This is a genomic window from Mycobacterium sp. D16R24 (assembly GCF_002013385.1).
Taxonomy (GTDB): Bacteria; Actinomycetota; Actinomycetes; order Mycobacteriales; family Mycobacteriaceae; genus Mycobacterium.
In genome coordinates this window covers 1-4,980 of record NZ_MAEV01000029.1, presented here as the reverse complement: position 1 = coordinate 4,980, position 4,980 = coordinate 1, and the positions used below count along the sequence as shown (strand labels likewise).

Genomic DNA, 4,980 nt, shown 5'->3' with positions numbered 1-4,980 from the left:
CCTACTCGATTCGTTGTTGGCGAGTCTGGCGGGCCTGCTCTTTGAACGACTCTTCGACATCACCGAAGCGCTCACCGTATCGGTCGCCGATCTCGTCTCCGACGATGACCGCTGGCTGTCGTTGGTAACAGCGAGACAGCACCCCATCCAACGCACAGCGCAACTCGCGTGTGGGACACATGTAGTCGACCGAACGGCCCACATCGCCGACCCGATATACATGTGTCCCACCGCTGGAACAGGAATGAAGCTCAAATCTGGCTGTGCCGGTACAGATAAGCCATTATGGCGGGGGCTGAAAATAGCCTTCGACATCGTATCGCGGGCTGCCGTCGAACCACGTGGTGTAGCCCGCTGTGCAGGCCCGGTGCGCCTCGTCTTCGGTCATCATTATCGACTTTTCGGCGACCGCCAGAATCTTGGCCCGAGGTGCACAGAACGCGCTGGCTCCGTAGTCAGGGTCTGGCTCCATCGCGTCCGCCGGGACAGGTCGTACCCGGTACAGCGAGCCGCCGCCGGCGACCTTGGTCCTTGCCCAACCACGGGCCAGCTGGCGGTCTGTGGTGAAGTACACCCGGTGAGGGTTCCGGTCGTCGTTGTACCCGGCCGCGGCCGAGTGCAGCTCGTTGCGGCGCTCGGCGCCGGTGAGTTCGCGGCGGCGTTCGAAGGGGGAGCGCAGCATGTCTCCCGCGCGCAGTCCGCGTACACCGCCGTGCCAGTACTGGACCTGTCCGGAATCGGCGCCCATCATGAAAGCCTTTCTGTCACTTCGCTGATGCCGGGCTCATGAAGGCCCGTTATCCCACGATCCATTACCGGTGTAATCAGTGTCATCGAGATCCCACATTTTGCCGTTCGTGTCCATCACGGTGTCGTGACCGCAGTCGTCGCAGCGGAACGCTGAAATGACGCCGACCAGGAACCGGCCGCGCTGCATCCGCGCTTTCCCAATAGCCCGAGGCGCCGTCGATGGGTCGGTCCATATCCGCCCGAAGTTGAGCAGCGGTGCCCGAGTACTTCCACACGACCCGCACTCTGCGTCCTTCTTGGGAGGCGGACAGATAAATACCTCGGGGGAGTCTTGCCAGTCACCCCACTGCACAGGCAGACCGTCCCACCGCGGCGGTAGATCATGCTCGCGAGGCCACAGCTCCAACTCGGCTTGCTGCCCGGTTTCCGCCATGGAAAGGCTCCGTCCCGTCCGCACGATATTGATGATGTCAATATCGCACTAGGACAACAGATTCTGAACTGCGCCTCAGACCCGGGGCGAACCGGGAGTGGTCGAGTACCCCTCGTTGGTCGCCGCGGTCAAACCACGTTGCGCTACCGATAGTGTGGTGTAGTGTAGTCACTACACCACACTATCGCGTTAGGGGTTCAGGGCGATGTCGCAGCTTGATTGGGCGCTGGGGTACAGCTACGAGGCGGGTTCGATCCTTGAGTTCTATGCCGACCGCACCCCGCTGTGGTGGGACGTTCCCTCCGAAGGGGACCCGCCGCTGGTGTATCGGCGGCCAGGGCCGCTGGTCGTCCAGGACTACGCAGACCTCTATACCCGATCATTCGGATACCGGGCCGTCCCTATGGAAGGCCAATTCATGGCTGTCACATTGGATTTGACGGAAACCAGGCGCCATGAGATGTGCTGGTACCTGTACTGCCACGAGGTGACCGTGTCTGGTGATTGGCCAGCTCGCGGTGCGGCACCGATCACCGAGCAGCCCCTAAGGTTCAACGTGGGCGCCATCGTTGGCAGGCACGATACGCCCGATACCGTGCCTGCGATCGAACGTGTGCTGCCTCAAGAGCATTGGCCCTCAGTTGTCTACACCGGAGACCCTCATTTCGCTGACCCCAGACTCGAACTGGAGATCACGACCGTCGCCCTTGGCGCGATTGCGCGGATGCTCGGCGACAACCCCGAACTCTTCGAGGACCCCGACGTCGTGCGATGCCTTCAAAGCTGGCGAACACTTGAACTAGATTGCTGCGAACTCATCGACGGCTATGAATCGAACCTGACACTTCCTGGACAGGGCCGCCCCACCGATGATCCCGCCGAGATGTGCCGCGTGATGATGCGATGGGTGCAGACGCGACACAGCGAAGGAAATTTGCGAGTCAAGTTCGAGATGGAAACCGACCGCGCGATCGAGGCCGGCGCACTCACCGTCAGCGGCCTGGCCCGGTACCTCGGTGTGCAGCGCAGCACCGTGCAGAGCTGGATGAAGACAACGCCGCAACAGAGGGCCAGAAAGGAGGCCCTCGCGCTCCATAAGGCGGAAGCAAAGCGGTTTCCCAATGAGTGGATCGAGCTGTTACACAATGGAATACGGTTCACGCAGGTCGCGCCAGGCCTCTCGACCGACGGCGAAATCCGCGATGAGCTGTTCAGAGTGTTAGAGCGCAAGACGCAGTCCGTGAGCGGCGCGGGCGCAGAGCAGTACATCGCCGAAGCTCGCACGCGGATTGAAGACGCGACCAAGGATGAGCTATGGGCCTTCTACCGTTACCAGTGGGGCCAAGATGCAGATCCGATCGGGCGCATGCATCGCCAAAAGCAAGAGCTGTATGCGGACCTTGAGCGGAGATCGGAAGCCGGGATCACGGACACTACTGTTGCTGCTCATCTTCTGGCGGCCGAGGACACCGCCGCCCGCCGCCGCGCGGTAGATGAGGCGGTAACGGAAGCTCGTAAACGTGTCGATCAGGTCGTTCGCGAGCAAGACGCAGCGTTTCGCGCGAACACTCCAGATAGCCGCTGAATCCTCGGCGTAATCACTGAAACGTGACGCGCGGGGGAGTCGGGCCGCTACCGCGCGCCCCGGCCGATAGCGGCCTCAATCTCTGCCGCCGCCTGACTGAGATGTGCACGCTGGGCGGCAGAAGTCGGATGCGTCCCCGAGATTTTCCGGCGCAGCAGCGCGGAGATCACCTGGAGGTCGTCGAGGCCTTGGTCCTCGAAGTAGTCCAGCATCGCCTCGCTCACTCGTACCCGCTTGCGCTCTGAGCTTGACCGACGGTCATCCATGATCTCGCTGATCCGCGTGGTGAGCTGCTGCTCCGATTCCGCACGTTCTCGCTCCAATTCGGTTCGATGAGCGTCGATCTCGTCCACGACCGCGTCCAAGCGGGCGAGCGCCTCAGCGGGGGACTGAGGGGCATCAATCATGGCCTTCCCCTTCCTTGGACCGTGACCACAAGTCACGATCATCTCAGTTCGCTGTTGTTTCCGGGGAGAACGAGCTCACTGTGAGATATATGCGCTCGTCCGATGGTGCGGGCGGGGCGTGGATGAGTCGTAATGCGTCGGCCCCGTCGTCTTCAATGAGGTAGCCGAGGAATGCCCCGGGCCCGCCATCCACGTAGGGCAGTATCCAGTCCAAGAACTTTTCGAACGCCTGCTTGGTGTTCTTGCTGCAGCAGTGCACCAGCAGCCGCCATTGATCCGGGTTGTCGATCTCGTCCATCCAGAACTGCACGGGTTCACGTGCTGTCGGCGTGGCGAAGTCCCTGTGCCGCAGGGCACTGTCCCAGCCGGGGGTCTCGAAGAATGCCTGCGCGGGAAGATCTTCCACGGCGCCCGCTTCACTGCGGGCGTAGGCATCCAGAATCGCGACCACCTCGTCGGGCAGGTCCTCGTCCAGCTCTACTCGTAGAAACAGCTCAGTCCGTGTGCCCATCAGGTGATCCTTACGCTCTAGCTGCTCTGTCCAGTGGTTCTTTTCGCGACCCGCTTTGTGGGGGCCGCGCCGGCGGGCGTTTCCTGTACGTCTAGTTGCGTCTTGTACGCGGCCACGGTGGCTTTCAGGGCTTCCGTGGTTGCCAGCGCCGCGGCTACCCGCTCGTCGGCGTTCTCACGCTCTCTCCGGAGGCGTTCGGCGGTCTCCGCGCGCAACGAGTCCATGTCGGCCCGCATTTCCGCACGTACCGCCTCGGTGGCTGATTGCGCTTGTCGGGCCAGTTCACGATGTTCCGCAGCCGCGGCATCCGCTACCTGCTGTGCCTCTCGCGCCGCCGCCGCGATCCCTTCGGCAGCGGCGGTCTTGAGGTGGGCGCTCTCAAGCTCACGACGCAGCTCGGCCAGATCCTCGGCCAGGCGGGCCCCGTTCGCTCGCTCACGCTCGATATTCGCTTCCGCTGCAGCCAGAGCGGCCCGCTCCGCGATCAACTCGTCTTGGGTGGCCGCCCGATCCCGCTCCGCTCGGGCGCGGGCCTCTTCGGCTGTCTGAGCACGCTGCGCGGCCTGGTCAAGCTGCGCAGCGAAGTCTGTGCGTAGCTGCGCCATCTGCTCGTCGAATTCCGTCTGGCGCCGCGTCAGTTCCGCCACAAGTTCCTCGGCCGCCGAGTCAGCTTCCTCACGTTGGGCTGCAGCCTCGTTCGCCAGGGCCTCGGCCTCACGGCGTGCCCTCTCCGCAGCGCTGGCTCGCTGCTCGGCCGCCGTGGTCTGGGCCAGCGCTTCGCGGCGGACATCTTCGACCTCGGCGCCAGCGGCCTCCAGATCACTGGCGGCGCGCAGCTCCTCGAGCACGCTGTCCATGTACTCCCGGACTTCCCCAAACAGTCCGGGAAGGCGGTTGAGCCGCTCTTCGAGCGTGGCCCTCGCCATCGAGACCGGTGCGGCCACAAGCTCCTCGGGGGCGGGCGCGGCCGCCGGTTCCTGCTTACGGCGGTGATGCCAGGCGTTAGCCCGGTTGTGCAGCACACCGTCGATGGTCTGCTCGCAGTACTTCGCTTTACGGCCGGTCGCCGGGTCGGGCCGACTCGGTTCTGTGCAGCCGGGGAAGTGGCAGGTCGTCACATCTGCCGGGGTCGCGATCTCGCTCATACACCGACGATACCGTTCCGTCCGACTGAACGCAACGAATCTGACAAAACGAATCGATATAACATAACGAAACGAAACGTATGGCAGTTGGAAGGGGAGTGGTTGATGACGCTCCCCGGCCGCAGCGCGGCGCGAATCCCCCCCCCCCC

At 63.4% G+C, this 4,980-nt stretch carries 7 protein-coding genes; 1 reads left to right on the top strand and 6 read right to left on the bottom strand.

Annotated features, from left to right (window positions below):
• Position 1 precedes the first annotated feature (1 nt).
• From B4383_RS22480 to B4383_RS22470, 3 genes are all read right to left on the bottom strand, one after another.
• Positions 2 to 202: a hypothetical protein gene (locus B4383_RS22480; protein WP_078293613.1), complete on the bottom strand. Its 201-nt coding sequence runs from the start codon at positions 200 to 202 to the stop codon at positions 2 to 4.
• A gap of 81 nt (positions 203 to 283) precedes the next feature.
• Entirely contained in the window at positions 284 to 748 is a 465-nt protein-coding gene (locus tag B4383_RS22475) for a hypothetical protein (RefSeq protein ID WP_139360988.1), read from the bottom strand.
• Positions 749 to 784: 36 nt separating this feature from the next.
• Positions 785 to 1,183 (bottom strand): hypothetical protein, encoded by a 399-nt coding sequence (locus B4383_RS22470; RefSeq protein WP_078293615.1) that lies wholly within the window; start codon positions 1,181 to 1,183, stop codon positions 785 to 787.
• Between the two features lie 418 nt (positions 1,184 to 1,601).
• Here B4383_RS22470 and B4383_RS22465 point away from each other — a divergent pair, with 418 nt between their 5' ends.
• Positions 1,602 to 2,768 (top strand): hypothetical protein, encoded by a 1,167-nt coding sequence (locus tag B4383_RS22465; RefSeq protein ID WP_139360987.1) that lies wholly within the window; start codon positions 1,602 to 1,604, stop codon positions 2,766 to 2,768.
• Between the two features lie 47 nt (positions 2,769 to 2,815).
• On the opposite strand, the gene B4383_RS22460 is transcribed toward B4383_RS22465, so the two are convergent.
• The 3 genes from B4383_RS22460 to B4383_RS22450 are packed head-to-tail and all read right to left on the bottom strand — an operon-like array spanning position 2,816 to position 4,831.
• Positions 2,816 to 3,175: a hypothetical protein gene (locus tag B4383_RS22460; protein ID WP_139360986.1), complete on the bottom strand. Its 360-nt coding sequence runs from the start codon at positions 3,173 to 3,175 to the stop codon at positions 2,816 to 2,818.
• A gap of 43 nt (positions 3,176 to 3,218) precedes the next feature.
• Positions 3,219 to 3,686, bottom strand: a complete 468-nt coding sequence (locus tag B4383_RS22455) for a hypothetical protein (protein WP_078293601.1) — start codon at positions 3,684 to 3,686, stop codon at positions 3,219 to 3,221.
• A gap of 17 nt (positions 3,687 to 3,703) precedes the next feature.
• Positions 3,704 to 4,831, bottom strand: a complete 1,128-nt coding sequence (locus B4383_RS22450) for a hypothetical protein (RefSeq protein ID WP_078293598.1) — start codon at positions 4,829 to 4,831, stop codon at positions 3,704 to 3,706.
• Positions 4,832 to 4,980: the final 149 nt, after the last annotated feature.

Bases quoted from the DNA above. Each gene is read 5' to 3' on its own strand.
- B4383_RS22475 (WP_139360988.1), bottom strand. From the start codon at position 748: ATGGGCGCCGATTCCGGACAGGTCCAGTACTGGCACGGCGGTGTACGC.
- B4383_RS22465 (WP_139360987.1), top strand. From the start codon at position 1,602: ATGGCTGTCACATTGGATTTGACGGAAACCAGGCGCCATGAGATGTGC.
- B4383_RS22450 (WP_078293598.1), bottom strand. From the start codon at position 4,831: ATGAGCGAGATCGCGACCCCGGCAGATGTGACGACCTGCCACTTCCCC.
- B4383_RS22460 (WP_139360986.1), bottom strand. From the start codon at position 3,175: ATGATTGATGCCCCTCAGTCCCCCGCTGAGGCGCTCGCCCGCTTGGAC.
- B4383_RS22455 (WP_078293601.1), bottom strand. From the start codon at position 3,686: ATGGGCACACGGACTGAGCTGTTTCTACGAGTAGAGCTGGACGAGGAC.
- B4383_RS22470 (WP_078293615.1), bottom strand. From the start codon at position 1,183: ATGGCGGAAACCGGGCAGCAAGCCGAGTTGGAGCTGTGGCCTCGCGAG.